At 61.5% G+C, this 25,502-nt stretch carries 22 protein-coding genes; 9 read left to right on the forward strand and 13 right to left on the reverse strand.

What is annotated here, in order from left to right:
- Window positions 1-51 precede the first annotated feature (51 nt).
- A complete protein-coding gene (locus tag VLA07_RS03475; RefSeq protein ID WP_333988404.1) occupies window positions 52-2,904 on the reverse strand; it encodes an RHS repeat domain-containing protein in 2,853 nt (950 codons plus the stop codon).
- Window positions 2,905-3,082: 178 nt separating this feature from the next.
- Between VLA07_RS03475 and VLA07_RS03480 the strand changes: the two genes are divergently transcribed.
- Both VLA07_RS03480 and VLA07_RS03485 read left to right on the forward strand, forming a co-directional pair.
- Window positions 3,083-3,547 (forward strand): hypothetical protein, encoded by a 465-nt coding sequence (locus VLA07_RS03480; protein ID WP_027610918.1) that lies wholly within the window; start codon window positions 3,083-3,085, stop codon window positions 3,545-3,547.
- Between the two features lie 36 nt (window positions 3,548-3,583).
- Window positions 3,584-4,408, forward strand: a complete 825-nt coding sequence (locus VLA07_RS03485; protein WP_333988405.1) for an SDR family oxidoreductase — start codon at window positions 3,584-3,586, stop codon at window positions 4,406-4,408.
- 100 nt (window positions 4,409-4,508) lie between these two features.
- Here the strand turns inward: VLA07_RS03485 and VLA07_RS03490 are convergent, their stop codons facing one another.
- Window positions 4,509-5,390: a LysR family transcriptional regulator gene (locus VLA07_RS03490; protein ID WP_333988406.1), complete on the reverse strand. Its 882-nt coding sequence runs from the start codon at window positions 5,388-5,390 to the stop codon at window positions 4,509-4,511.
- Between the two features lie 109 nt (window positions 5,391-5,499).
- On the opposite strand from VLA07_RS03490, the gene VLA07_RS03495 reads away from it, so the two are divergent.
- Together VLA07_RS03495 and VLA07_RS03500 are read left to right on the forward strand one after the other, a co-directional pair.
- The gene (locus VLA07_RS03495; RefSeq protein ID WP_333988407.1) at window positions 5,500-6,870 is read left to right on the forward strand and encodes an MFS transporter; all 1,371 of its coding nucleotides are present in this window, start codon (window positions 5,500-5,502) and stop codon (window positions 6,868-6,870) included.
- A complete protein-coding gene (locus tag VLA07_RS03500; RefSeq protein ID WP_247267870.1) occupies window positions 6,867-7,265 on the forward strand; it encodes a DUF4440 domain-containing protein in 399 nt (132 codons plus the stop codon). The genes VLA07_RS03495 and VLA07_RS03500 overlap by 4 nt, the downstream gene beginning before the upstream one ends.
- Window positions 7,266-7,394: 129 nt before the next feature.
- On the opposite strand, the gene VLA07_RS03505 is transcribed toward VLA07_RS03500, so the two are convergent.
- The 4 genes from VLA07_RS03505 to VLA07_RS03520 form a co-directional block, all read right to left on the reverse strand.
- A complete protein-coding gene (locus VLA07_RS03505) occupies window positions 7,395-8,261 on the reverse strand; it encodes an efflux RND transporter periplasmic adaptor subunit (protein WP_096795164.1) in 867 nt (288 codons plus the stop codon).
- 10 nt (window positions 8,262-8,271) lie between these two features.
- Window positions 8,272-8,472 carry a DUF1656 domain-containing protein gene (locus VLA07_RS03510; protein ID WP_003221811.1) on the reverse strand — a complete coding sequence of 67 codons (201 nt, stop codon included), beginning with the start codon at window positions 8,470-8,472 and terminating at the stop codon, window positions 8,272-8,274.
- Entirely contained in the window at window positions 8,462-10,654 is a 2,193-nt protein-coding gene (locus tag VLA07_RS03515; protein ID WP_333988408.1) for an FUSC family protein, read from the reverse strand. Before VLA07_RS03515 ends, VLA07_RS03510 begins: the two co-directional genes overlap by 11 nt.
- 139 nt (window positions 10,655-10,793) lie before the next feature.
- On the reverse strand, window positions 10,794-12,293 hold the full coding sequence (locus VLA07_RS03520) for an efflux transporter outer membrane subunit (protein WP_333988409.1): 1,500 nt from the start codon (window positions 12,291-12,293) through the stop codon (window positions 10,794-10,796).
- A 274-nt stretch (window positions 12,294-12,567) separates the two neighbouring features.
- On the opposite strand from VLA07_RS03520, the gene VLA07_RS03525 reads away from it, so the two are divergent.
- The 4 genes from VLA07_RS03525 to VLA07_RS03540 all read left to right on the forward strand — a co-directional run bounded on the left by VLA07_RS03525 (window position 12,568) and on the right by VLA07_RS03540 (window position 16,899).
- A complete protein-coding gene (locus tag VLA07_RS03525; RefSeq protein ID WP_027610909.1) occupies window positions 12,568-13,536 on the forward strand; it encodes a LysR family transcriptional regulator in 969 nt (322 codons plus the stop codon).
- 382 nt (window positions 13,537-13,918) lie between these two features.
- Window positions 13,919-14,293 (forward strand): DUF6124 family protein, encoded by a 375-nt coding sequence (locus VLA07_RS03530; protein ID WP_333988410.1) that lies wholly within the window; start codon window positions 13,919-13,921, stop codon window positions 14,291-14,293.
- Between the two features lie 972 nt (window positions 14,294-15,265).
- A complete protein-coding gene (locus tag VLA07_RS03535; RefSeq protein WP_333988411.1) occupies window positions 15,266-16,240 on the forward strand; it encodes a 2-hydroxyacid dehydrogenase in 975 nt (324 codons plus the stop codon).
- Window positions 16,241-16,389: 149 nt separating this feature from the next.
- Window positions 16,390-16,899, forward strand: coding sequence for a DUF2165 family protein (locus tag VLA07_RS03540; RefSeq protein WP_333988412.1), 510 nt, complete (start codon window positions 16,390-16,392; stop codon window positions 16,897-16,899).
- Window positions 16,900-16,918: 19 nt separating this feature from the next.
- On the opposite strand, the gene VLA07_RS03545 is transcribed toward VLA07_RS03540, so the two are convergent.
- Window positions 16,919-17,821, reverse strand: coding sequence for a DMT family transporter (locus VLA07_RS03545; protein WP_027610905.1), 903 nt, complete (start codon window positions 17,819-17,821; stop codon window positions 16,919-16,921).
- Between the two features lie 254 nt (window positions 17,822-18,075).
- Here VLA07_RS03545 and VLA07_RS03550 point away from each other — a divergent pair, with 254 nt between their 5' ends.
- Window positions 18,076-18,951 carry an AraC family transcriptional regulator gene (locus VLA07_RS03550; RefSeq protein ID WP_333988413.1) on the forward strand — a complete coding sequence of 292 codons (876 nt, stop codon included), beginning with the start codon at window positions 18,076-18,078 and terminating at the stop codon, window positions 18,949-18,951.
- A gap of 142 nt (window positions 18,952-19,093) precedes the next feature.
- On the opposite strand, the gene VLA07_RS03555 is transcribed toward VLA07_RS03550, so the two are convergent.
- From VLA07_RS03555 to VLA07_RS03580, 6 genes are all read right to left on the reverse strand, one after another.
- Window positions 19,094-21,523: a TonB-dependent siderophore receptor gene (locus tag VLA07_RS03555; RefSeq protein WP_333988414.1), complete on the reverse strand. Its 2,430-nt coding sequence runs from the start codon at window positions 21,521-21,523 to the stop codon at window positions 19,094-19,096.
- Between the two features lie 205 nt (window positions 21,524-21,728).
- On the reverse strand, window positions 21,729-22,718 hold the full coding sequence (locus VLA07_RS03560; RefSeq protein ID WP_333988415.1) for a FecR family protein: 990 nt from the start codon (window positions 22,716-22,718) through the stop codon (window positions 21,729-21,731).
- On the reverse strand, window positions 22,715-23,281 hold the full coding sequence (locus tag VLA07_RS03565; RefSeq protein ID WP_003221797.1) for an RNA polymerase sigma factor: 567 nt from the start codon (window positions 23,279-23,281) through the stop codon (window positions 22,715-22,717). The genes VLA07_RS03560 and VLA07_RS03565 overlap by 4 nt, the downstream gene beginning before the upstream one ends.
- A gap of 1 nt (window position 23,282) precedes the next feature.
- Window positions 23,283-23,609 (reverse strand): DUF3325 domain-containing protein, encoded by a 327-nt coding sequence (locus VLA07_RS03570; RefSeq protein WP_333988416.1) that lies wholly within the window; start codon window positions 23,607-23,609, stop codon window positions 23,283-23,285.
- Complete coding sequence (locus VLA07_RS03575; protein WP_333988417.1) at window positions 23,609-25,192, reverse strand: PepSY-associated TM helix domain-containing protein; 1,584 nt, start codon at window positions 25,190-25,192, stop codon at window positions 23,609-23,611. Before VLA07_RS03575 ends, VLA07_RS03570 begins: the two co-directional genes overlap by 1 nt.
- Window positions 25,189-25,494: a DUF3649 domain-containing protein gene (locus tag VLA07_RS03580; protein WP_095139564.1), complete on the reverse strand. Its 306-nt coding sequence runs from the start codon at window positions 25,492-25,494 to the stop codon at window positions 25,189-25,191. Before VLA07_RS03580 ends, VLA07_RS03575 begins: the two co-directional genes overlap by 4 nt.
- Between the last annotated feature and the right edge of the window lie 8 nt (window positions 25,495-25,502).

The following is a 25,502-nucleotide window of genomic DNA, read 5'->3' on the forward strand; positions in this document are numbered from 1 at the left end:
CGTCCAGCCCGCTGCGTCCCCTATCCGCAGTGGGTTGGGCGGGGGCTTTTTTCAACTCAACGAATGTTGTCGAGTCAGCCTCGGCCGGGAATGTCCCCCCAGCGATTGCTGCCTTCCCGCGTAGGGAGCCGGTGCGAGCAGTCCGATAAAGTCCTGGCTCCGCTGCAGGCTCTGCAGCGTACTGGACGTTTGCATCGACAAGTCGGATACCGCTTCGAAAAGCCCCGGGGCCGCGCTGCCGGTGGTTGCCAGCTCGGTGAGGATGGCTTGCGTCCTGAACTCGACCATGTCGATGCCTGCCGAAAGATGTTCGTAAGTGTTGCTCAACGCCTCAGCATTCAGTCCCTGCGCTGCATGGATGAATTCCCGCCCCGTCTGGAACAGACCCCGAGTTTCCGCTCCCAGTTTTTCAGAGACTGCCTCGATCACTTTGCCCTCGACCTTGGCGCGCGCCATTTGGGTCAAGCGTGATCGACCGTCGGCTGTGCGCGGATCATGCGCTGCCAATTGCAGTTTCACTGTGGCAAGACTCAGCTTCTTTTTCGGCTCGACGCTTTCAACCAGAGCCTTGGGATTCAATTCGCTGCCCTTGAAATGGATAGGTCGGTTCAACTGATAGGTGTCCACCACCTTGTCGATGGCTGCACCCGCCAACTTATCGGCGACCTTCGTGCCAATCTTGCCCCCAAGCGAACCGGCTACCGGTCCGAACACGGTGCCCATTGCAGTGCCAATCGTGCCCCCTGCGGCTTGAGCGCCTGCGCTGAACATGCTGCTGGCCAGTTGCGTCCCGACGCGCCTGACCAGAGCCTGAAACCGGTGTCGCGCCTGAGTGTGGTTGAGCAATGAGTTTCTGACGTCCGCTGCCGCAGAGGTCATCGTGCTCATTAATGCCTGCTGCTTTTGCACACTGTCAGCCAACTCAGATGTGGCGGTCTTCCCGCCCCCATCGGTGTCGACATGGTTCATGGGCGAGTTACCCACCATCTGATACAGGTTCGGCCCGTCGATAAAGCCTTTCGGGTCAGGATTCAACCAGCGCTGCAACCACGGCATGTAATAGCGATAGCCATAATAATAGAGACCTGTAGCATCGCGCTCCTTGCCCGAATAACGCAGGGTTTTGTAACTGGCCTCGGTGTCCCTGCTCCACGCCGTTTCACCGAACGGGAAGAAAGTTTCTTGACTGATGAGCCGGGCATCCTCGCCCAGTTCCAGGCAGGTCGATCCGAGATGATCCGTCAGCGTGTACCGATAATGGTCATTGGAACCGGTGGGCGGAGCACTTTCCCAGTGCAGCACGTGTACACGGCTGATGTGGCCCTCGACGAAAATCACTTGCAGTTGTTCACCGGTGGCCGTGTCGGTGCGTAGCTCCAGCCCAGGCAAATAGCGTACCTGGGCCGTGACGCCGCGGGCATTCGTCTGGAGTGAGCGAATCTTGCGCACACGTTGGCCGGTACCGTCGTAGCAATAGTGTTCACGGTCATTGAGTCCGCTGGCACGTTCGACCGGCGTGACCGATTGCAACTGATTACGCAGATTCCACGTCAATGAACTTCCCGCGTACAGCGCTCGCAAATTGCCACGGGGATCGAACGCCGCAGCAATCTCCTCTTCGGTCGGTGGCACGCCATTACGGTAAGGCAAACAGCGATTACTCGATCGGGCAGCCTTGAGCTCGCGGCCATTGCGTGCGCCAACATGCGTCAACAGCAGCAGATTGCCGGATTCATCGTAGTGGAAGGTCTGCCGATAATTGCTCACTGCTGCCGGATCATCCCGGCCGATGGACGCCGGCCCCTGAGTAGCAGCACCTGTTTCCCAGCCGGTGGTCACATGCAACTGGTAGGAGCTGTCGTAGTCGAAAAGCCTGACAGGATCGATACGCTGGTTGGCGAAATACCGGATCGGCAGAGCCTTGTCCTCGATGCTCAGCAAGTTGCCCATCGGGTCATAGTCGTAGATCAAATGTTGCAATACCTCGCCCCCGACTTTCCTCGCATGGCGGGCTCGCAGAAGACCATCCTCGGGCTGATAGGTCAGCGTCGTCAGCACACCATTGCCCGCCAGTTCCTGAGTGACTTGCCCATCAGCGTTGTAACGAATGTCGCTCACCAGCGTTTGCGCTTTGGTCTGGTGCCGCAATTGCAGATGGCAGGCGCGCAACTGACCGTCCAGCGTCAACTCGCGGTCCTGTCGATTATCACGTGCATCGACTTGTTCGAGTACCTGCCCCAGCGGCCCGAAGCGCCAGCGGGTCGTAGCACCGTCACCGTGCTCCAGCAAGCGCTGGCGGTCATCAACGTTTTGAGGCCAATCGGGGACGCTGGGGTCGAGGGTGAAGTGCCGCGTGCTTTCAATGGATTGCCCACTGATTGCAAAGCTTTGCGAGCACACACTACCCGCCGGATCATCGTGCCGAATCAACTGGCCCAGCTGATTCCGGGAGGGATCACCCGCGCCGGGCTGACCGTAAGTGAGACGTTCGACGCACCGCCTAGGCTCGGATGCGCCTTCTTCGAACACGGCAATCGGACGCAGCAACGGATCGTGTTGCACCTCGCGCCAGATTTCTCGACTGTCCCAGTCGTACAGCGTCTCGGCACCCAGCCCGTACAACGCCAGCTGCGTACCGGCATCGACGCTGTCGGAGCGCAGCGTTTGCCCGATCAACGAATAAAGGGTGCGCAGATTCGCTGGCGTCAGCGGCTCGGTGGTTTGCAGTGCCCACAGGCGCGGATCCCACTGTTCCACAACCCTTCCGGCAGCGTCGCGCACCGTGCGATTGACGCGGGTTTGAGCTGGGCAAAGGTCGTCGGCACGCCAATAACCAACCGTCCGAACCTGCAGTCCGCGCGGGTCGCTTACTGAAAGCGTCGGTGTTTTGCCATGCTTGTTCATCAGCTTGCTCCCGGCACTAGCGTTATCCATGCTTCAGGGCATCAGAGCATCCGCGCTTTGCGATTTTCAACTGTCAGAAATTACAGTACCGACTGACGGTACATTCGGAATACGCGCGAATGTCCATTGCGCCGGCCCTCCGGTAGGATGGTACTCACGAACCAAGGAGCCTTCCCTCATGTTCATCGGCATCCTGCTGATCATCACCTGGTTGATTCTGCTGCTGCGCTATCCCGCCAAGGCTGTGCCGGTCTCCGTGGCCGCGGCTATCGGTCTGGGCCTGGTGGCCATGTGGGTGGTGTGGCTGGACAACCGCGAGCTCAAGCAACTGGCGCGCCTTGAGATGCGCATCAGCTATGCACCGGAGCAATGCCCGGCAGATCGGCCGCTGCAATTGAAAATGAAAAACGGCAACGACGTGCCGCTGACTGAACTGCGCTGGCGTATCGCAGCTTACGCGCCGGGCGACACGGTCAATCTGGCCGACAACCAATACACCGCCCCGCGCTATCGCGGCCCCGGCGAACTGCAGGCCGGTGGCGACTGGGAAGACTGCCTGCCGATGCCTCCACTGCGCCCCGGTTATCGCCCACAAACCCTGGAGTTTCGTGCCGAGCGCTTGCAGGGCAGTTTCTCCGACTGATCCCCCTCCTCCCATTTTTTGCACAAGGAATGCGCCATGCCCGTTGCGTTGATTACCGGTTGCTCCAGCGGCATTGGCCGCGCCCTCGCCGATGCGTTCAAAGCCGCCGGTTACGAGGTCTGGGCCAGTGCGCGCAAGGCTGAAGACGTCGCGGCCCTCGCCGCTGCGGGGTTCAGCGCAATCGCGCTGGACGTCAATGACGGCGTGGCGCTGGAACAACTCGCTGAGCGCATCAACCAGCAACACGGCGGCCTCGACGTGCTGATCAACAACGCCGGTTATGGCGCCATGGGACCGCTGCTCGACGGCGGCGTGCCGGCCATGCAGCGCCAGTTCGAAACCAATGTGTTCTCGATTGTCGGCGTTACCCGCGCCCTGTTTCCGGTACTGCGCCGGGCCAAGGGGCTGGTGGTGAATATCGGCAGTGTCTCAGGGGTTCTGGTCACGCCGTTCGCTGGCGCCTACTGCGCCTCGAAAGCCGCGGTGCATGCCTTGAGCGATGCGTTGCGCATGGAGCTGGCGCCGTTCGGCATCCGCGTGATGGAAGTGCAACCGGGAGCGATTCAGTCGAGCTTCGCCAAGAATGCCGGGCATGAAGCGGAGCAACTGATCAACGAGCAATCACCGTGGTTTCCGTTGCGTGAGGGGATTCGTGCGCGGGCCAAGGCATCGCAGGACAAGCCGACCCCGGCCAGTGAGTTTGCGGCTGAGTTGCTCAAGGCTGTGCAGCAGGGCACGCCGCCAAGATTGATCCGCATTGGTAATGGCAGCCGCGCGTTGCCGTTGCTGGCGACGTTATTGCCCAAAGGATTGCTGGAGTCGACGTTGATGAAGCGGTTCGGCTTGCGTGGGAAGCTCTGAGACCGGGTTGACGCTTTCGCGAGCAAGCCCGCTCCCACAGGAGAATGCATTCCAAATGTGGGAGCGGGCTTGCTCGCGAAGGGGCCAGATCAGCCAACACTCAACCCCAACCCTTCATGAAATCAATAAACGCCCGTACCTTCAGCGGCAGATGCCGGGTATCCGGATACAGCGCGTAGACACCCTGCGGGGCAAAGCGGTAATCGGCCAGCAACCGCACCAATCGCCCCGCCTGCAGATCCTCCTGAATCAGCCACTGCGGCAAAATCGCCACGCCTTGCCCGGTCAGCGCAAACGCCCTGAGCGTCGCCGAGTTGTCGGCGACGATGGCGGTGGTCCCCGGTTTTGGCTGGTAGACATGCTCACGGCCGGCCGGGTCGGTCACGGTCATTTCCGGAACTCGGCCATGGCCCAGCGTCGGCATCGACTCCAGCGTTGCCAGCGTGGCAACCGGCGCGAAACGCTCGACCAGTTGCGGCGCCGCCACCGCAAATACTTCGAACCTCGACAACTGCACCGCACGCAGATTGGAGTCGTGCATGCGGCCGAGGCGGATCGCCATGTCGAAGCGCTCGGAGATCAGATCGGCGTGGGTCGAGGACGTCGACAGGTGAATGTTCAGTTGTGGCTGTTGCTGACGGAACACCTCCAGCGCCGGCACCACTTGGGCCAGGGCGAATTCCACGGTGGTAGTGATGCGCAACGTGCCCTTGAGTTGCGAATGCTCGGAGCGCGCTTCCTCGATCGCCAGTCGCGCTTCGTCGAGGGTGCGCAGGCAGCGCCGATAGAAGCGCTCGCCGGCATCGGTCAGGGCCAGTTGCCGGGTGTTGCGCGTGAGCAAGGTGACGCCCAGTTCTTCTTCCAGTCGCTTGAGATTGAAGCTCACCACCGCGCGCGTCTGGCCCAAGGTATCGGCGGCGGCCGTCAACGACCCGGCCTCGACCACGGCTTTGAAGGTGTCAAATCGGTCAAGGCTGACCATGTCCAGCGCGCTCCCTGTCAAAATTATTTTGACAAACTAGCAGGCAAACCAGCGTTTTCCTAACGTCCGAAGCGCCCTACCCTGCACGTCTCATTACAGGGAAGCTGCCATGGCCTATCGCTCGAAAGTTGCGCTGGTGTATCTGTTCGGGTTCGCCCTCGACCTGCTGAACATGTTCGCCGCGAGCATCGCCTACCCGGACATCGCCCGGGAATTACAGGCCTCGGTGACGCAATTGGCGTGGATCACCAACGCCTACATGCTCGGGCTGACACTGATCATTCCGCTGAGCGTGTGGCTGGCGGCGCGGCTGGGCGAACGGCGGCTGATTCTGGGCTCGTTGCTGCTGTTCGGTATCGCTTCCGGTCTGGTGGCCCAGGCCGGGTCGATTGAAAGCCTGATTGTCTGGCGCCTGCTGCAAGGCCTCGGTGGCGGGTTGTTGCTGCCGATCGGTCAGGCCTTGGCTTATCGGCAGTATCCATCGACACAACGCGCGCACCTGACCGGCGTGGTGCTGATGGTCGCGCTGATGGTGCCAGCCCTGTCGCCAGCGGCGGGCGGCCTGATCGTCGAGGCGTTGTCGTGGCGCTGGATTTTCTACCTGAACATGCCGCTGGCGCTGCTCACTTTCGGCCTGGGTCTGCTGTGGTTGCAAGCGGATCAACCCGGCACGGAACGCCCGACACTGGATCTGCGCGGCCTGCTGCTGGCGGTGGCAGCCCTGACACTGTTGTTGATTGCCGTGAGCCTGGCGAGCGCCGCCGCTACCCGACACCTCGCCGGCGGAGTTCTGCTGCTCGGCGTCCTGACCTTATGGCTGTACCTGCGTGATGGCTGGCACAAACCCGACGCGGTGCTCGACCTGCAACTGCTCAAGAGTCCGTCACTGCGTTTGGCAATGCTGATCTACCTGTTCGTGCCCGGGGTGTTTACCGGCACCAACATGATTGCCGTGTTGTACCTGCACGACCTCGGCTTCGGCGCCGCGCAGACCGGTGCGCTGATGCTGTCCTGGGCGGCCGCATCGGGGGTGGCGATCATGCTCGGCAAACGCAGTTTCAACCGCATTGGCCCCAAACCGCTGCTGATCACCGGGATGCTTTTGCAGTGCCTGGGGATTGTCCTGCTGATGCGCATCGAACAGCCCGCCGCCACGCCGCTGATCATTGCCTATGCCTTGATGGGACTGGGCGGCAGCCTGTGCAGCGTCACCGCGCAGAGCCTGGCATTTGTCGGCATCGCGCCGGAAAAAATGGGCCACTCCAGCGCTCTGTGGAACATCAATCGCCAGCTCGGTTTCTGTCTTGGCGCCGCGCTGCTCAGTTCGCTGTTGGGTGCACTGGGCGGCAACGGATTCAAATACTGCTTTGTCGCGGCGGCCTTGCTCACCTTGTTGCCCATGATTGCCGTGCTGCGTTTCGACGCCTCCACAGTGCTCGCCCTGCTGAGCCCACCTCCCCTTCAGGAAAAATCCACATGACTGACTACAACGAATATTTTGATGAAGTGTTCCAGGCCCACCTGGTGATCGAACGCTGGTTTGCCGTGGACCAGGATTCAGCCGAAATGGAGCGCTTGCTGAGCCGATTCTCGGCGGATTTTTCCATGGTCACACCGCTGGGCCGGGTGCTGGATATCGAAGCCTTGCGCGGGCTGTTTCAGTCAGCAGGCGGGAAAAAGCCCGGGTTCCGGATCGAGCTCAGTGAGCTGCGCGGGATTGCCCTGTATGCGCATGGCGCGACGTTGAGTTATCGCGAGCAGCAGAGCGATGCGAGCGGGTTGCACACTGATCGCCGGTCTACGGTGGTGTTTGAAAAGAGCGAAGACGGGCGGGTGCTGTGGCGGTATTTGCAGGAGACGTTTTGCGCTGAATGATTACTCGGTTTTGGTCTGAAAGACCGGGTTGTCCTTATCGCGAGCAGGCTCACTCCTACAAGGGATCTTCGGTGTGGCAGAGATCCAGTGTAGGAGTGAGCCTGCTCGCGATTCAGTCGGCGCGGCCTGTCAGTTATCCACAGGCTCTTGCTTCACCACCACCGTGCAAGTAATCCCCGCCGCCAACAACACCCCCTCCGGCACTTCGTCGATGTGAATGCGCACCGGCACCCGCTGCGCCAGACGCACCCAGTTGAACGTCGGGTTCACATCGGCGATCAGCTCGCGGCTTTCCGGGTTGTCGCGGTCGTAGATGCCGCGGGAAATGCTCTCCACGTGGCCCTTCAACACTTCGCCGCTCATCAGTTGCATGTCAGCCTTGTCGCCTACGCGCACGTGCGGCAGTTTGGTCTCTTCAAAGAAGCCGTAGACCCAGAACGAGTTCATGTCGACCACGGCCATTTTCGCTTCGCCGATGCGCGCGTAGTCACCGCGATGCACGTTGAGGTTGGTCACGTAGCCGTCCACCGCTGCGCGCACTTCAGTGCGTTTGAGGTTGAGTTCGGCGGCTTCCAGTTGCGCTTGTGCGTGTTGGTAATCGGCGAGCGCGGCGTCGGCGATGTTGCTGGCGTCGTCGCGGTTTTCCTTGGAGATCACCAGATTGTCCAGGTCGGCACGACGATGCGCGTTGACCTTGCGCATCTCCCAGGTCGACTTGCGCGAAGCGACCAGCGACTGCGCCTGCTTGACCGCGATGCGGTAGTGCTCCGGGTCGATCTGCATCAGCAAATCGCCCTTCTTCACCAATTGGTTGTCGCGCACCGGCACGTCGACCACTTCCCCGGTGACGTCGGCCGCGACGTTGATGATGTCCGCCCGCACCCGGCCGTCGCGGGTCCATGGGGTGTTCATGTAGTGCTCCCACAGGGTCCGGCCGATCCACAGTGCCAGGGCCAGCACCAGCAGGGTCGCGAGCAGGCTGAAAAACTTTTTCATCAGAACGTTCTCAACGGTAGACAGTCAGCGCCATGGCGCCGAACAGACAGGTAAACAGACTCAGACGCAAAAGCGCCGGGTGCCAGAAAAAGCGGTACAGGTCGAACCCCGAGAGGAACCGGTCCAAGGCCCAGGCCAGCGCCGCAGCGACAAAAAACATCAGGGTCATGGTCGGCATGTACACGCCGTGGAAGGCGATTTCACGAGGCATGGGCAAGTCCTTCGGGCTTGGCGACGGCATAGGCAGCGAGTGGTGATTGCGGGTCGAGCAACGAGGTGCGGATGAAGTGCAGATAGCTCTTCACCCGGCGTAACGCGGACGTGTCGAAGTGCGGCGCGAACGGCTCATCGGTCGCGGCGACCCGACTGATCGCGTGATCGACCGCCACCAGTGCGCGCTCCAGATTGCTCGGGTTCGGTTGCAGAAACAGTCGCACCAGCGCCCGGCCCATGACGCGGATCGCCTGACGCCACGGCTGCGATTCGGCATACGCCGGATGCACCGGGAGGATTGCCTGTTCCTTGCGCAATTCGATGATCGCGTGGCCGACTTCGAGCACCACGAACATCCAGCGCAGCAGGTTCTTCTGCACGGTCGGCTGCCCGGCGGCGAGACCATAAGCCTGATGCAGCAAGTCACGAGTACGACTCTCGAAGCTCGACGCCAGGCCCTTGAGTTTGCCGCTGATCGCATAGACCACTTGCTCGCGCAGATCCTGCTCCAGGCGCTTCCACAACCAGCGGCTGTTCGGCGGCAGAATGATCGCGCCGGCAGCGGCACACACCAGCATGCCCATGACCATCGCGATGTAGTCGTTGATGAAGCTGTAGGGGTTGTAAATGGTCAGGTTGTCCGGCACCGAACCGGTGCTGAAGAAGATCAACAGACCCAGGCCGATCCCGGCGTATTGCGGTCGCGAAGCGAGGAACGAGCCGAGCACGATGACTGGCGCGAGCATCACACACAGCAGCGGAAATCCGTCGATCCACGGGAAGATGAAAAACATCTCGACGAAGCCGATCAGCGCGCCGAGGAAAGTCCCGCAGGCCATTTGAAAAGCCATGCGTTTGGGGTTGGGCGTGGCGGCAGACAGGCCCACGGTCGCGGCAGCAATCAGGGTCATGGTCGCGCCGCTCGGCCACGCGGTGGCGACCCAGTAACTACCGAGCACAATCAGGATGAACGAGGCGCGAATCCCCGAAGCCGCAGCGGCCCACCAGTTGGTTTGCGGGGTGAACGGCTCGTCCCAGCGCTCGCGTTCGTGGCGGTGATCGGCCAGCGAGGCGTGGGTCTGTGCATAACTGTGCAGGTCGTCGACGAAGCGATAGAGCAGTTCGTACGCGGTGTGAAAATCCAGTTGTTCGGCTTCACTCGGGCCGGTTTCCTGGAAAATGCCGCGCAAGGTTCGCACGCGCGTCGGCAGGCCTTCCTTGTACGTGGCCAATGCCGTCGCCAAACGTGCCGCGTCCGGGCTGGTCAAGGCGCGGCCACTGAAGCCGTCGAGTACTTCCGCCAGATCCTGCAGGCCCGGCCTGATCGCGGCCACCACGTGTTCTTCGTCATTCTCGCGCAAGCGTTCCAGCAACTGATGCAAGGCGTTGAAGCGCGTGGTGATGCCCATGAACTCGCTGTTCAAACGGCTGAGGCGACCGTTGCGTCGGCGCATGTGCGGGTCTTCGAAAACGGTGACGCTGCGCAGCCCTTCCAGGCCCACGGCTTCGGCGATAAAACGCACGTTGCTCGCTTCGAACGATTCGGCTTTGCTACGCCCGCGCAAGCCATCGGTGACGAACAACGCGAACACGCCGAAGCGCTGATACAGCGCGTTGCGCATCGCCGCACTGGCGGTTTGCGGCAGGATCGCGGCGCTGACTACTGTCGAGCAGAGAATCCCCAGCGAGATCTCCAGCACCCGCCAGACGGCGGCCATGAACGCACCGTCCGGATGCGCCAGCGCCGGCAGGCCGACCATCGCGGCGGTGTAGCCGGCGAGGACAAAACCGTAGGCGCGAAAGTTACGGCAACGCGCCGCTCCAGCCGAGCAGATGCCGACCCAGATCGCCAGCGAACCGAGGAACAACTCGGTGTTCTGCGCGAACAGCGCGATCAGCGTGACCATCATCGCCGACCCGGCCAGGGTGCCAAGGAAGCGATAGAAACTCTTGGCGAACACCTGCCCGCTCTGCGGCTGCATGACGATGAACACGGTGATCATCGCCGTGCGCGGCTGCGGCAGTTCCAGGCGCATCGCCAGCCACAGCGTGAGGAACGCGGCGAGCAATACCTTGAAGATATACACCCAGGTCACGCCATCGCTGCGCGCCCAGTCAAACAAACCCCGACGCCATTCCAGGGAGTAGAGCCAGCGTAGAGGTGCGGGCAAGGGAGTCATTAAATTTTGCTCAAGAATTCAGTCGAACCGGAGAACCTGTGGGAGCGGGCTTGCTCGCGAATGCGGTGTGTCAGACACCTGATGCGCGGGCTGACACACCGCATTCGCGAGCAAGCCCGCTCCCACAAGGGTTGTGTGTTCACCGCAGGAGGGCCGGGGTTTTCGGGGCTGCCGTTTGCTCGGCTGTGGGCACATCATTGCCAGCCCCGAGGCCGCCACCCAGCGCCGTCACCAGCTCGGCATGCGCACTCAAGCGCGCCGCCTGCACCTGCTGCTGCACTTGCTGCTGCTTGAACAGCAAGGTCTGCGCATTCAGCACGTTGAGGTAATCGGTGAGGCCACGCTGATAAGCGATCATCGCGATGTCGTAGGTCTTCTGCGCAGTAGCCACCGACTCGGCGGCGAAGGCTTGCTGTTTGTCCATCGACTCGCGGCGGATCAACTGGTCGGAAATGTTCTTCAGTGCATTGACCAGCGTCTGGTTGTAATGCGCCACGGCGATGTCATACCCGGCGGAGGCTTCACCCAGTTCACTGCGCAAACGCCCACCGTCGAAGATCGGCAGCGAGATCGCCGGGCCGACGTTGTAGTTGAGCTTCTTGCCAGTCAAAAACTCCATCGCCCCGCCGCCGGTGGCCATGTAGCCGAGGCTGCCGACCAGATCGACGTTGGGATAAAACCCGGCATGCGCGACATCAATGCCGCGTGCCTGCGCCGCCACTTGCCAGCGACTGGCGACCACGTCCGGGCGCTGACCGAGCAACTCGGCGGGCAATGCCGATGGCAGTTTCAACGCAGCGCCCAGCGCCAATGTCGGTCGCTTCAACTGTGCACCTGCGCCCGGGCCTTTGCCCGCCAGCGCGGCGATCTGGTTACGGCTCAGGGCAATTTCTTCGTCGAGCGCATCCAGTTGCCGATGGGTCTCCGGCAACGGCGTTTCGGCCTGGCTGACTTCAAAGTGCGTGCCGATGCCGCCGTCCAGACGCTTCTGCGCCAGATCCAAAATCTGCTGTTGCTGCTTGAGGGTCGCGGCGACGATGTCGCGCTGGGCGTAATGCAGCGACAGCTCGATGTAGGCGCGCACGATATTGTTCTGCAATTCCAGCTGCGCCAGCCGCGCTTCGGCGGCGCTCATGTGCGCCAGATCCACCGCGCGTTCGCTGGCATTGCTTTCCCGGCCCCAGAGGTCGAGGGCGTAGCTGAAACCCAGCGCGGCGTTGTTGTCCCAGGTGGTGGTGTTGGCCAGCTCGCCCGGGCCGTAGAACTGGTCGGTCGGCCAGTTGTGGCGCTTGAGCGTTGACTCGCCATTGATCTGCAACGACTCGGCGGCCTCGGCGACACCGGCCAGCGCCCTGGCCTGACGCACTCGTGCAGCGGCCATGGCCATGCTCGGACTGCCCTGCACGGCGAGGTCGATCCAGTGATTGAGTTGCGGGTCGCCGTAGGCTTGCCACCATTGTGCGGTGGGCCAGTGTGCGTCACGGGCGGCGTGGGCGATGGCGTCGTCAGTGGCCAGTGCGTCGGCTTCCAATGCCGTGCTATGCGGGGCAATTCCTTGCGTTGAGATGCAGCCGCTGAGACCCAGGGTAAAAGCCAGAACACTGAGCGGCAAAAGCGCTCTGATGATGCGACGCGGCACAGCTGCGAATTCCTGAAAAAGGGGAAGAACCGAGGCCCTGTGGGAGCGGGCTTGCTCGCGAAAGCGTTCTGTCAGAAGACGCCGCGTTGAAGATGAAATCGCTTTCGCGAGCAAGCCCGCTCCCACAACGGCGCAATTCTAGGTGGGCGCCTTGGTGGCGATAAGCTGGGATTCCTGTGAATCTTTGTTACCGTTAACGAGATAATCCCTTGGTCGGGGGTCTCAGCCCCTGAAACTTCGTGTCACAATTTGCCATCTCCCTTGAGAGCACCCCATGGACACATTGCAAAACATGCGCGCCTTCAGTTGCGTGGCCGAAGCCGGCAGCTTCACCGCCGCTGCCGTGCAACTCGACACCACCACGGCCAACGTCTCGCGCGCGGTCTCCAACCTGGAAGCCCACCTGCAAACCCGCCTGCTCAATCGCACGACCCGGCGCATCGCCCTGACCGAGGCCGGCAAGCGCTACCTGCTGCGCTGCGAACAGATCCTGGCCTATGTCGAAGAAGCCGAAGCCGAGGCCAGCCAGGCCCACGCCCGCCCCGCCGGCCAGTTGAAAGTGCACACCATGACCGGCATCGGCCAGCACTTCGTGATCGACGCCATCGCCCGCTACCGCAAGACCCACCCGGACGTGACCTTCGACCTGACCATGGCCAACCGCGTGCCGGACCTGCTCGACGAGGGCTACGACGTGTCCATCGTGCTCGCCAGCGAACTGCCGGACTCGGGCTTCGTCTCGCAACGCCTGGGCATCACCTACAGCATCGTCTGCGCCTCCCCGGCCTACGTGAAAGCCAACGGCTGCGCACAAAAGCCCGCAGACCTGCTGAACCACGCCTGCCTGCGCCTCGTCAGCCCGGTGATCCCCCTGGAAAAATGGGCCTTCAACGGCCCGGACGGCCAGGAAATGGTCACCATCAACAGCTCGCCGTTCCTGGTGAACTCCGCCGACGCGATGAAAGCCGCGATCATCAGCGGCATGGGCGTCGGCGTCCTGCCGGTCTACGCCGCCATCGAAGGCCTGCGCAACGGCACGCTGGTGCGGATGATGCCGAACTACCGCTCGCAGGAACTCAACCTGTACGCGATCTACCCTTCGCGGCAGTACCTGGATGCGAAGATCAAGACCTGGGTCGAGTATTTGCGCGGGTCACTGCCGGAGATATTGGCGGCGCATCAGGCGGAACTGGCGGCTTATGAGTTGAGTGGGAGTCTGGCCGGAGCCCGCGTCGCCAACTGATTTTCAACACACGGTGTTCACTGTAGGAGCTGCCGTAGGCTGTGATCTTTTGCTCTTGATGTTTAAAAATAAAAAGATCGCAGCCTACGGCAGCTCCTACAGAAGCGGTGATTTGGAGGGAGTTTTCCGACAGGTTTTGACGGTTGTGACTCGGAAGTGGGGTGGATAGGCTCAGGGGGTCGTTGACGAATCAACGACCGGACTTGGTCGTCCGGGTTTAGAATGGCGCACTTTTCAAGCTTGCTTAATGGCGAGCTGTGCGTGGGAGGGCCTTGGCCCTGCCGGGTTTCCATTCCCTGGTCGACCAACCTGCGTACGGTTCGCCACCCTATTGCTTGGTCGCAGTACGTGGCGAACTCCACATCCCGAATGGAGTTCCACCATGATCAAACCCACACCCAATCCGCCCCAAGCCGAAAGCACCTCCCCCTACGAATCCCTCGATTCAAAAAAGCTCCACGACGCCGCCGAGCGTGCACTCGACCATTACCTGAAACCTTCCGCCGCCGCTGTGAGATTCCACAAACCCAGCAGCATGTTCCAGGTCGCCCCCGACATGGACAACGAAAGCCTGCTGGTTCACGCCTGCGAATCACTGGCCTCGGCAAGCATCATGACCAGCGACATTGCGGCCTATGTCGAAAGCCCGCAGCGACAGACGATACTGGCGATCCAGCAAATCATCATGCTGGCCGAGCTGGCGGTGAATCGGGTGCTGGACAACGTGGAAATCAGCCAACCTGCAGCACACAGCTGAGCCATTGTGGGAGCGGGCTTGCTCGCGAAGGCGTCAGCACATCCAACACTTTCGGTGACTGACACACCGCTTTCGCGAGCAAGCCCGCTCCCACAGGGGGATTGGGTGATTCAGTTAGAGAGTGATCGGCTGTCAGGCCGCCTTCGCTGGCAAGCCAGCTCCCACAGTGGGATTGGGTCAGTCAGTTAGAGCCTTCGGCTGTCAGGCCGCCATCGCTGGCAAGCCAGCTCCCACAGGGATTGGGTGATTCAGTTAGAGACTGGTCGGCTGTCAGGCCGCCTTCGCTGGCAAGCCAGCTCCCACAGTGGGATTGGGTCAGTCAGTTAGAGCCTGGTCGGCTGTCAGGCCGCCTTCGCTGGCAAGCCAGCTCCCACAGGGATTGGGTGATTCAGTTAGAGACTGGTCGGCTGTCAGGCCGCCTTCGCTGGCAAGCCAGCTCCCACAGGGGGATTGGGTCAGTCAGTTGGAAACTGGTCGGCTGTCAGGCCGCCTTCGCGAGCAGGCTCACTCCTACAGAAAAGCAAAGCAGTCCTGACAGACCGCATGCTTTTCACCACTCAAATGGCCGAGTGTCAGCTCGCCGAAAGCTCTTGATCTTGCCGTGCCGGCCCCATCGGCAGGCTGAGTGGAGGGGTTTATCCGGGGGTAGGCGCGCAGCGCCATGCGGCGAAGCCGCATACATCGAGAGGAGGTGCAGCGAAGCAAACCGGAGGCGATGCCCCCGGATGAACCCCGCAACGAAGGAACCCGAGCCTAAGCGAGGGCCGAACGCAGGGGCCAAGACCTTTGCTTCCTTTGGGGCGTTTGCCAAAGGGAGTCGCTGTAAGAGCGAAACCGCCAGCAGCAGCACCCGAAGCAACGGATATGTCCCCCATCAACCCAAAGCATGGTCGGCCCAGAGGCCGCCAAGACAACCCAAAACAGAAATGTTAGCTTGCTTGGCAATAAAGCCCAGAAGCCGAGCCCATAGCGATGAAAAAAACAGTCCTGGCCTTCAGCCGCATCACCCCACCCATGATCGAACGCCTGCAGCAAGAGTTCGACGTCATCGTCCCCAACCCGAAGAACGGCGACATCAACGCCCAATTCAACGAAGCCCTCCCCCACGCCCACGGCCTGATCGGCGTCGGCCGCAAACTCGGCAAAGCCCAACTCGAAACCGCCACAAAACTCGAAGTAGTCTCCAGCGTCTCCGTCGGCTACGACAACTACGACCTCGACTACTTCAATGAACGCGGGATCATGCTCACCAACACCCCGGACGTGCTCACCGAAAGCACCGCCGACCTCGCCTTCGCCCTGATCATGAGCAGCGCCCGCCGCGTCGCCGAACTCGACGCCTGGACCAAGGCCGGCCAATGGCAGGCCAGCGTCGGCGCACCGTTGTTCGGCTGTGACGTCCACGGCAAAACCCTGGGCATCGTCGGCATGGGCAACATCGGCGCCGCCGTCGCCCGCCGTGGCCATTTCGGCTTCAACATGCCGATTACCTACAGCGGCAACAGCCGCAAGACCGAACTGGAACAGCAACTCGGCGCGCAGTTCCGCAGCCTTGACCAACTGCTGGCCGAAGCCGACTTCGTCTGCCTGGTGGTGCCGCTCAGCGACAAGACCCGCCACCTGATCAGCCATCGCGAATTGGCGTTGATGAAGCCGGGGGCGATTTTGGTCAACATCTCCCGTGGCCCGGTGGTCGACGAGCCGGCGCTGATCGAAGCCCTGCAAAACAATCGCATCCGTGGCGCCGGACTGGACGTCTACGAGAAAGAACCGCTGGCCGAGTCGCCGCTGTTCCAGTTGAAAAATGCTGTGACATTGCCGCACATTGGCTCCGCCACGAATGAAACGCGCGAAGCCATGGCCGATCGAGCACTGGCCAATCTGCGCAGCGCGCTGCTCGGCGAACGCCCGCAGGACCTGGTCAATCCGCAAGTCTGGCGCGGATAAAAAATGACGGGCAAGTGCAAAACCACACTTGCCCGTTAGTTGCCGCCCTACACAACTTGAAATTGAACAACAAAGCCAACTTAACAACAGCATTATAAGCTCTGCCCTGGCAATCGAATGTTCGACCACTGCTATGGAGAGCTAATCCCGTGAACAACCTGACAACCGATAAAGTTATTCGCTACAGCAAAGTTATATTAATGGCTTACATCAGCTTCTTTGGTGTATTGGTGATGATTCACAACTTTACCGACTATGACTCGAACTACACCTACGTGGCTCATATCCTGAGCATGGACACAACCACCGCCAGTGAGTCCATAAAATACCGAGCCATCGATTCACCGATGATTCATCACCGGATCTACTGGTTCATCATCACGCTGGAAGTGACGTATACAGCGTTGTGCCTGATAGGCACCTATCAACTCTATCGGCACATCAACGCGTCTGCAGAGGTATTCCACGAGGCAAAAAAGTTCTCGATCATGGGCATACTGGCGGCAATTTTCATTTATTACGTGTGCCTGCAAACCGTGGGTGTGGAATGGTTTGACATGGACACCTCACAATCATGGAATGCCAAGGACTGGGCCCGGCATATCATTGATTTCATATTCCCGGTGATGATTTACATCACCTTGAAAGTCGAGCGCTGATGTTCAGTGATCGTTTGTTTCATACCAACTTCCCCTGCACCGGCGCCACCAGCGTTTTCGGCTTACGAAACACCAAGACATTACCCAGCATCACCAACACCAGCCCGAGCAACGCCGGTGCCGTCCACTGATAACCTTCAGCAAACGCTGACACGTTCAGCGCCACCACCGGGAACAGCACGGTGCAATACGCCGCACGTTCCGGCCCCATACGCCCAACCAGCGTCAGGTACGCGGTGAAGCCGATCACCGAACCGGGGATCACCAGATACAGCAACGCCCCGACGTAACGTGGCGACCACTCCATGTCGAACGCAATGCCATTGACCAGACACCACACCGACAACATCGCCGCCCCGTAGGCCATGCCCCAGGCATTGGTGGTCAAGGGTTTCAAGCCTGCCTTCTGCTGCAGACTCGACAACATATTGCCCGCCGAAAAACACAAGGTGCCACACAGCGCCAGGCCAAGACCAAGCAACGTTTCGGGGCTGGCGTGATGGCCGGCCAGTTCCGGCCAGAACAGCATTCCCAGACCGAACAGGCCGAGCGCCCCGCCCATCAACACGTTGCGCGCGATGCGCTGACCGAAGAATACGCGTGCATTGAGCGCATTCCACAAAGTGGCCGTGGAAAACACCACCGCCACCAACCCGCTGGGAATCCACTGGCTGGCGGTCAGAAAGCACATGAAGTTGACGCAGAACAGGCACAGCCCCTGCGCCACACAGATCAGATGTCCGCGCCGATTCATCGGTTGCAGCCGCCGACTGAGCAGCAACAGCACGAACAGCACCAGCGCGGCGAGACCGAAGCGATAAACGATCGACACCGGAATCGCCACCACGCCCAGTTGCCATTTCAGGGCAATCCAGGTGGTGCCCCAGATCAGCACGGTCAGCAGATACAGCGAAAGGTTCATGACGAAACTCCTGAGAACACCGGGCACTCTGTGGCAAGCGAGCTTGCTCGCGCTTGAGTGCGCAGCACTCACTGATGGGTCCGCTGCGCAGCCCGGCGGGAGCAAGCGCCCTCGCCACAGGGTTGTGTTGTATGGAGGTTCAGGGTGCGACAGCAACGATCGGGGCGCTTGCAGATTCTTGCGCTTTTGTCGCTCGACAGGCTGGCAGCGCGAAAGCTACGGAGTAGGATGCAAGGCGTTGGAGAGAACCGAATATGGCCGCTATCGATACCCTGCAAGTCTTCCAAGCCCTCAACCGCTCGCCGAATGCACGCCTGTTGCACAGCGCCGATCTCGGTGACGGCTTGTCTGCGGCCCTGTGGACCAACCACCACGATGCCCAGGAATACGAAACGCCGAGCCACCACACGCTTTCCTGCTACATCGCCGGGGGCACGGGCACCTTTCGCCGTGGCCAACCGGGGCGCAAGGGCGGACCGGACAAGTTGTGCATCCTGCCCGCCGATCACCAATCGGGCTGGGTGATCAACGGCGATCTGCGTCTCGCTCATCTGTATTTCAGCGCCGAACAATTTGCCTTGGGTTGCGTCACGCTGCTGGATCGCGAGCCGCGAGAGATGCAGTTGCGCGAGCAGACCTTTCTGGAAGATCCGCAGCAGGCCCGACGCTTTCGTCAGTTACTGACACTGAATTGGGACGAACCGGCCGAACGCCTGCTGACCAGCAGCATTGCGCATGAATTGATCAGCCATACCCTGCTCAGCCAGGTCGGCGCCCGGCAGGGTGTGCGCCTCAAGGGCGGACTGGCGCCCCATCAGCGGCGGCAACTGGTCGAGTTCATCGACAATCAGTTGGCCGAGCCGATCAGCCTCGGGCAACTGGCCGGGCTGTGTGCGCTGTCGGAATACCACTTTGCGCGGATGTTTCGCGTGAGCTTCGGCCTGCCGCCGCATCAGTACGTGCTGGCGCGGCGCTTGAACCGGACGCGGGAATTGTTGCGTGGCACGGCGTTGCCGCTGGGGGAGATTGCACTGGCGTGCGGGTTTGCCAGTGCCAGTCATTTCACCAACCGGTTTCGGCAGGTGTTGGGTGGGACGCCTGGGGAATATCGGCAGGCGTTTTTGCGTTAGATCCGGGGTTTTTATTGCCTGATCGGGCCGCTTCGCGAGCAAGCCCGCTCCCACAGGGTTCAGAGTGAACTCAGATTGTGTGAATAACACCATCCAGTGTGGGAGCGGGCTTGCTCGCGAAGAACGATGACGCGGTCCTGGATCAGAACTCCAAAGTGCTCGACAACGAAATCTGCCGCGAATCGCCCATCGACACAAAGAACCGGCTCGCCGCCGAGGTGTAGTAGGTGCGGTCGAACAGGTTCTTCACGTTGAGCTGGAACTTGACCTTCTGCCCTTCAAGCTTCGTGTCGTAAGTGGCAAACGCATCGGCCACGGTGTAGCTCGGCAGGTCGAAATCATTCACCGCATTGCCCGCGCGTTCGCCGACATACCGCGCCCCGGCACCGACCCGCAGTTGGTCGCCACCCATCACGCTGCCGAAGTCATACACCGCCGACAATGAACCGCTGTTCTTCGCCACGTTTTGCAAGCGATTGCCTTTGTAGTCCGGGTCTTCGGTGACCTCGGCATCGGTGTAGGCATAGGCGCCGATCAGGCTCCAGCGATCGGTCAACTGCCCGGTCAGGTCCAGTTCCAGACCCCGGGAACGCACTTCGCCAGCCGCGCTGTAAATGGTGGTCGGGCCTTCAGAATTGGAGACCAGCACGTTGCGCTTCTTGATGTCGAACAGCGCGATATTGCCGGTGATGCGCCCCGGCATATCCAGACGCGCACCCAGTTCCCACGACTTGGCCTCTTCCGGCGCAATGCTGCCGTCGAGCACGGTGCTGCTGCCGCTGAGCGGGGCGATGGTCGAGTTGGGTTTGAACGATTCGGTATAGCTGCCGTAGAACGACAACTCGTCGGTGTAGCGATACACCAGCCCCGCGCGAGGCACGAATTTCTGCCCGTTGCTGTCGGTGTTGGCCTTGAACGGCACGCCTTTGCCGGCGTACTGGTCGTACTCCTGGAAGCGCCCGCCGGCGACCAGAATCCACTGATCATTGAGATGGATCGAGTCCTGCAGAAACACCGAATCGCTGCGCAGCAGATCGGTCTGCGCACTGTCCGCCGGACTGACCGTGGTGCCTTCGACTTCACGGCCATACACCGGATTGACATAGCTGAAGGTGCTCAGGCTTTTCTGGCGGATCAGGTCAGCGCGGTAGATCTTGCGGTACTCATCGTCAACGCCGAACACCAGATCATGTTGCATGCCCAGCAGGTTGACTTTGCCTTCGAGGCTGGCGGTGGTGAAACGGTCAGTGCTGATCGCGCCTTGCGTGCCGTCCATGCTGCGGGTCAGCGTGCCTTTTTTGGTGTCGATGGCGGTCACGCGTACCTGGCTGGCGTCGTAGGTTTCGCGGTTCCAGCTGTAGCCAAAATGGGCTTTCCAGTCGTCGTTGAGTTCGTGGTCGGCTTCGAAGTGGTACAGGTCGGAACGGCCTTCCATGTCGTTGAACGGCTCGTCCAGACGCTCGTTGCGCGAGATGTCCAGCGGATGGTTGGTGCGCGGATCGATTACCGTACCCCGGTCGAACGGGGTGAGAAACTCGCGGTGTTCATAGCCGAACGACAGCTTGGTACGCTCGCCGAACCAGGCCAGCGACGGCGCGATCAGCGTCTCGCGGTGAGTGCCGTAGTTGCGCCAGTAATCTTCGTCTTCATGGTCCAGCACCAGCCGATAGGCCAGCCCGGATTCGCCCAGCGCCCCGGTGCTGTCGAAGGTGCCACCGCTGCCATTCTTGCCGTCGCCGTAGGTGGAACCGCGCAGGGTCAGGGCGTTGTATTGAGTCAGTTCCGGCTTCTTGCTGACCAGGTTGACCACGCCGCCCGGATCCTGAATGCCGTAGAGCAACGAGGCCGGGCCCTTGAGCACTTCGACCCGATCGACCGTCGCGTTCATGCCACGGCCCTGCACGATCGGCATGCCATCGCGCATGATCGAGCCATTGCGGTTGTCGCCGAAGCCACGGGTCATCACCGAGTCCTGGGTGCTGCCCAAGGTGTTGCCCTGGGTGATGCCGCTGACGTTGGCCAACGCATCGTCGAGATTGCGCGGGGCCTGATCGCGAATCACCTGGGCCGGGATCACGTTGACGGTCTGCGGGATTTCCTGCAGCGAAGCCGAGGAGCGCATCACCGAACTGGTCTGCGGCGGCTGATAGCTCATCGACTCGTCACGCATCGACGTGATGGTGGTCGCGCCAAGATTGAGTGCGCCTGCGGTGGGTTGCGGTTCCAGCGCCAGGGTGTGGCTGTCGGTACGGCGAAAGGTCATGCCGGAACCACTGAGCAGGCGTTGCAGCGCCTGTTCGGCGCTCATCTGGCCACTGACGGCCGGGGCGTTGAGGCCGTACGGCGCTTCATCGGTGTAGACCACGCTTTGCCCGGTGACGCGGCTGAAGTCGCTCAGAGCCTGGGGCAGTGGTTTGGCGCTCAGGGAGAAACTGAACTGTTTCTGTGTCGGGCTGCTGACGGTTTCAGCGGCCAGCGCCACACTCAGCGGCAACAGCGCCAATGCGGAAAAACTCAATGCCGAAACACCCAACCACTGTTTGACCGAACCCGATTTTGCCCTGGACTTCATTGCTCAATGACCTGTGTAGAACCGCAACGGATGCGAATGACTCGCAGTTTCAGTCACTACACGGATGGGGCTGTGGTTTACCTCACCACAAATTTGAAAATATTTTTTGGTGTCTGAAAGAACGCTATCGCGAGCAGGCTCACTCCTACAGGGGGAACGCATTCCAAATGTAGGAGTGAGCCTGCTCGCGATGGCGCCGGCAGGCTCAGCGCAAAATAATCAGATGCCCCAGCACCTGATGCTGCTCAAACCCCAGCACCCCTCGCAACGAACTCAGCACCGCCTGCGGATCCTTGCTCGGAAAACTGCCGCTGACCTTGCGCGCAGCCAACTCATCATTGAGCACAACAATCCGTCCTGGGTAATAGCGCCGCAGATCCTCCACCACATCGGCCAGCGACGCCTTGTAGTAATTCAGCCAGCCTTGGCGCCAGGCCAATTGCGCTTCGCTGTCCACCGCGTGCGATTTTTCCGCAATGCCCTGCCCGTAAGCCACTTGCTGGCCGGCGGTCAGAATCTGCTGTTGCGCGTTGCGATTCGCCGTCACGCCAACACGCCCGGACAGCACCGTGACTTGCGCACCACCGGGCTGCAGACGCACTTCGAACTGCGTGCCGAGCACCCGCGCCTCACCCTTCTCCGCCGCGACCACAAACGGATCCCCCGTATGCGTGACACTGAAAAATCCGGCACCGCGACGCAATTGCACATGCCGCTCGCCATGACTGAAATCCACCGCGATGGCGCTGTCGGCATCCAGCGTGACTTGCGATTGATCGGCCAGGGTCACGGTGCGGATCTCGCCCGGTGCCGAAACGTAATCGGCACCCAGATCATCGATCCAGCGCTGCGGCTGCCAACCCGTGCCAAGGCTGATCATCAGCATCAGACACGCGGCCATCGCCAGCGCGCCCGACCAGCGCAGCAGCGTTGAACGACGCGGACGATCCATCGCATTGAGGTAGCCCTGCAACGCCAACGCCTCTTCATCGGCCAAGGTACGCGCCGGACTTTCGCTCAACTCCCAGAGCACTTGCGCCTGGGCGTAGGCCTCGGCGTGGGCCGGGTCGGCGCGCAGCCATTGGCTGAAGGTCAGTTGATCGCCGGTGCTCGGGCGGTCGTGCAGCAGGCTCAGCCAGGCGAGCGCGGCCTGCTCCTGAGCAGGCGTCGGGGTGACGCGGTCGGTGACTTTCACGGTGCTTTCCCTGGCAGGCGTGGCGCGGGTTCGCGCAGGCTGGCCTTGCAGGCCTCGAGGGCGCGCATCATATGTTTTTCCACGGCGCTTTGGGACAGGCCCATGGCCTTGGCGATGTCTGCGTATTTGCGGCCGTGGATGCGATTGAGCAAAAAGATCTGCCGAGTGCGCTCGGGCAAGGCGCGCAACGCCGCTTCGACATGGCGCAGATCATTGCCCGCTTCGAGCGCGGCTTGCGGTTCGCTGCCGTGACTGTCCGGCGCATCCGGTTGCCAGCCCTCATTGACCCGCACCCGCGTGCCTTCGCTGCGCAAGTGATCGATGGCGATGTTGCCGGCGCAGCGCAACAGGTAGGTGCTGAGTTCTTCGACCTGCACCAGCGGCCGCCGCCAGAAACGCAGGAACAGATCCTGCACCAGATCCGCCGCCGTGGCCCGGCAGCCGACGCGCCGGTTGACCAGCGCTTCCATCTGCGAGCGCTGCGACAGGAACACCTGAAGAAAATGCGCACGCGCACCGTGCGGTTCGTCGTCGCGGGACTCCGGGGGATGACCGATCAGCATGTCAGCCCTGCGCCCAAGCGGCGACCGGACTGGCCAGCAGGCTCAACCCGGCCAGTGCGAGGGCCAGACGTGGGCGATACGGCAGCAACAGCACCAACGCCAAGGCGCTGAGCATGAGCACCGCGAACCAGTCGACCAGACCGAAACTCCAGCCGTGTGCAGCGACTGCCGCCCAAAGCGACAGCCCGAGCAACAGCCAACCGGCGACTTTCAAAACCCGTGCGCGTCGGGCCGAGGGTTTGTTGCCGAGCAGCTCATCGTGGTGCCGAGGCATCGACAGACACAACGCGCTGAACCCGGCGTAGCACAGCAACAACGCCAGCAACATCAGCTGACCTCCTGCTCAAGCGCGATCGGTCGCGGCTTTTCCCGGGGAGTTTTTTTCACGCTGATGGCGCTCCCAGCGCGCTGCATTTTCCATGCGGCCCAGCCGAGGAACAGACCTGCGCCCAGGCAAGTCAGATCGAAACCCGCCAGCGTCCACTCACCTTGCGCCAGCGTTTCGCCGAGATTCCACGGTGTGGTCAGATTGATCAGCGGCACCGCGACAAACAGCACGGCAGCCAGCGCGAGCTGTTCGACCCAGGCCTTTCGCCCTTTGCGCAGCACTGCATGCACCCCGCTCAAGGCCCAGGCGATAAAAAACGCATTCACTTCCTGATCGGCGCGCCCGGCCAGGTCTGCCGGCAGCAGGCGATTGGCCAAAAAGAACACCGCCACCGCTACCACCAGCCCGGCCATGCTGGCGATGTTCAGCACTTCCACCAGACGCAATTCGAACGGCATCACGCCGCTCTTGGCGTGTTTGAGCTGGCGCTTGCCAAGCCAGATCACCAGCCCGGTGCCGATCATCGCGGTACTCGCCAGACCACAAATGAAATACAGCCAGCGCAATGTCGAACCGGCAAAGTGGCCCATGTGCAAACCGTAGAACGTGCCGCCGACGGCCATCGCCACTGGCTGCTCCGGGGTGCTGCCGAGGCGCTCGCCGGTGACGCCGTTGAACGTCACCGCGCGACCGAAATCGTGGACGACGCGATCGCCACGGCGCGACAGCACCACCGAGGCATTCGCGTCCCCCGGGTTGTTCACTGTCAGCCGTGCGGTGCTGCCTCCCGCCCACTGCTCGCTGGCCTTGGCCAGAAGTGGAGCCATCGGGCTCAGCGGCGCCGCCCGGTTGGCTCGCTCAGGGGTCTTCGATGCCGGAAAAACTTCGTCGTAAAAGGTGCGCACGTCGCCGTTATAGGACGCCAGAATGCTCGCCGGCATGACCATCGCCATGAAAATCACCAGGCTGCTGTAGGTGATCATCAAGTGAAACGGCAACACCAGCACGCCGACCGCGTTATGCCCGTCGAGCCATGAACGCTGGCCTTTGCGCGGGCGAAAGGTGAAGAAGTCCTTGAAGATTTTCTTGTGGGTGATGATGCCGGTGATCAGCCCGACGAACATCACCATCGCCGCCATCGTCGCCAGCCAGCGGCCCCATGGATAAGGCATTTGCAGCTGGAAATGGAAGCGATAGAAGAACTCGCCGCCCAGGCTTTCGCGGGCCTGGACTTCACTGCCGGTCTGCGCGTCGAGTGTTCTGGATTCGAACTTGCCGCGCTCGCCCGGTGTCTTCGGCGCCTGCTGCCAGCGCACCGTCAGGCCGGAATCGCGGGCGTCGGGCAAGTCGATCAGCCAGCGCGAGGCGCCGGCGGCGTGTTGTTGCAGGTAACTTTGCGCCAGGGTCAGGCTTGCTTCGGCATTGATGGGCCGTGCGGGAATTTCCGGCTGCATCCAGTGGCTGATCTCATCCTTGAAATAGGCCAGTGTTCCGGTCAGAAAAATCGCAAACAGCAGCCAGCCGAACACCAGCCCCGTCCACGTGTGCAGCCAGGCCATCGACTGGCGAAAGCCCTCTTTCATGCGAAGCCCAAGCCCCGTGCGGCGCCGGACACCGTCGCCAGAATCACGCTCGGCACCAGCAAACCGACCCACGCCGACCACGCCGTGCGACAAGCGAAACACCACAGCACCGCGACCAGATAGACCAGAAAGGAAATGGTCATGCCGGTCACCACCGCTTCGGCGCGGCTCAACGGCAGCCACATCGTCAGCGCGACACTGGCCAGCGCCGCGACCAGATAGCCGCCGAACACCGCCGCCAGCACCCGCGAGGTGACGGCCAGACGATAGGACATGGGAAGTGAGGCGAGTTTGCCTTTCATGTTTCGAC

The organism is Pseudomonas sp. S3(2024), assembly GCF_036861315.1.
Lineage (GTDB): Bacteria > Pseudomonadota > Gammaproteobacteria > Pseudomonadales > Pseudomonadaceae > Aquipseudomonas > Aquipseudomonas putida_A.